The organism is Sphingomonas parapaucimobilis NBRC 15100, from assembly GCF_000787715.1.
Lineage (GTDB): Bacteria > Pseudomonadota > Alphaproteobacteria > Sphingomonadales > Sphingomonadaceae > Sphingomonas > Sphingomonas parapaucimobilis.
In genome coordinates, this window is sequence record NZ_BBPI01000117.1 from 1 (window position 1) to 415 (window position 415).

General features: G+C 66.7%; 1 protein-coding gene and 1 pseudogene. Both read left to right on the forward strand.

Annotated features, from left to right (window positions below):
* Nucleotides 1–89: pseudogene (locus tag SP5_RS19850) on the forward strand (IS66 family insertion sequence element accessory protein TnpB); the annotation flags it as partial.
* Nucleotides 90–150: 61 nt separating this feature from the next.
* On the forward strand, nt 151–415 hold a 265-nt coding region (locus tag SP5_RS18290; RefSeq protein WP_042491516.1), incomplete at its 3' end, for an IS66 family transposase.

Sequence of the window (415 nt, forward strand, 5' to 3'; positions counted from 1 at the left end):
TGCTGACGCCGGCGCAATTGTCGATGCTGCTGGAGGGCATCGACTGGCGGCGGCCGGAACGGACGTTCACGCCGACGCTGGCGGGATGAAAACGGCGGTTTTGCACCACTTTCCCTCGCTCCCCGACCTGCAATCTGCTATGGAAACGGGGTGTCGGAAGCGCTTGTTTCCCCTGCTGATGCCACCGCGCGGATCGCCGCGCTGGAAGTTTTGCTCGCCCGGGCCAATGCCGCGCTCGCCGCCCGCGACCTGCTCATCGATACCCTGCGCGGGCAGATCGCCCGCCTGCGGCGGATGCAGTTCGGCGCCTCATCCGAGAAGCTCGGCCGCGAGATCGAGCAGCTCGAACTCGCGCTGGAAGAATTGGAAACGGAGCGTGATGCGCCTGCCCCCGAGGGGACCGACAATGGCGTCG